Source organism: uncultured Polaribacter sp. (assembly GCF_947501385.1).
Classification (GTDB): domain Bacteria; phylum Bacteroidota; class Bacteroidia; order Flavobacteriales; family Flavobacteriaceae; genus Polaribacter.
Window position 1 is genome coordinate 1 of record NZ_CANMVP010000071.1, and the last position, 1,320, is coordinate 1,320.

A 1,320-nucleotide genomic window follows, 5' to 3' on the forward strand; every position below is an offset into this window, starting at 1 on the left:
TGTACTTCCCTGATTAGAGTTGACCGTTTTTAGTTATTTATTTCATTATTAAAAATAGTAATAATTGGTTTATTATTCTTAGATAATGTTGCCCAATATTTTTCAAATTGTACTGGATTCATTTTTGGTAAATGTTTATGAGTTCTCACAGTATTATAATTTTCTACCGCTTTATTAATATTTTTCTTTAACTGACTAAATGTTTTAGGGTTCCAATAGCTTAAATATTCTTCTTTAATAGTTCTGTTTATACGCTCTGCATATGCATTATCTAAACCACTATAAGACATGCTTATTTTAGTGTTATTGAGTTTTAAAATATCTAAATATTTTTCATACGTATATTGACTTCCTCTGTCTGAATGATGGATTTCAGGAGCCTTATTATCTCTTAAAGCAATCTTTAAAGCAGTTACATTAGCTTCTGCTCTCATAGTATCAGATACTTTATAGCCTACAATTTTTTTAGTATAAACATCTATTATAAATACTGCGTAATAGTGCTTTCCATTTAAGGGCAAATAAGTAATATCTGATTGCCAGATAGTATTTGGTCTATCAACTTTTAATCCTTTAATAAGGTTTGGGTAAAACCTTTTACCAGCAATCGTTGTTCTTTTATAATTTTTAATTTTCTTTATTCTGTAGCCTAAATTCATCATAGTGTCTACAAATCTATCACGTCCTATAAAGTTAGGGTTTAAAATAGTGTACATTTTTTCTACACCACAACCAGGATGATCTGAACGTAAATCATCAGCTTCTAAAACCAATTGAGTTAATTGATGATCAAAAATAGCTTGTCTTTTTTGATATTGATAAACAGCTTGCTTACTAATATCTATAACTTTATAAAGTTGATTCATGCTATACTTTATTTTTGATTTATTTTTTCGAAACCAGCAGATTGTAGCGTGTTGGAATTTTTTTTGATATCTACATTAAGTTCATCACTCGCAATTTCTATGGTTTTTTCTAAATAATCAATAGCAATTTGCTTACGACCAATAATTCCTTCAAGTTCTTTAACTCGATCTTCAAGTTTTTTTAGTTTATCTGAACTACTATCTTTCTTTTCTATCACTCTAAATCCTTTTTCGTTAAAGGTAGAGAATTTATAAATCCATTGGTAAATAGTTGGATTACTTACTCCATATAATTTTTCCAATTGTGATACGCTAAAACGTCCAGATTCAAAATCTTTGACGATTTCTCGTTTAAACTCTTCGGAATAAATTCTACGTTTCTTTAACTGTTTTAAATTTGCTTTCATAAGCTTACACTTTGGTTTAAGTGGTCAACCTATATCAGGGACATACA

2 protein-coding genes are annotated in these 1,320 nt (G+C 28.3%); both read right to left on the reverse strand.

Annotated elements, in window-relative coordinates; all coding sequences use genetic code 11:
* Positions 1–29 precede the first annotated feature (29 nt).
* Positions 30–866, reverse strand: a complete 837-nt coding sequence (locus tag Q0998_RS19215) for an IS3 family transposase (protein ID WP_299673058.1) — start codon at positions 864–866, stop codon at positions 30–32.
* A gap of 8 nt (positions 867–874) precedes the next feature.
* Positions 875–1,273 carry a transposase gene (locus tag Q0998_RS19220; protein ID WP_299673061.1) on the reverse strand — a complete coding sequence of 133 codons (399 nt, stop codon included), beginning with the start codon at positions 1,271–1,273 and terminating at the stop codon, positions 875–877.
* Positions 1,274–1,320 lie beyond the last annotated feature (47 nt).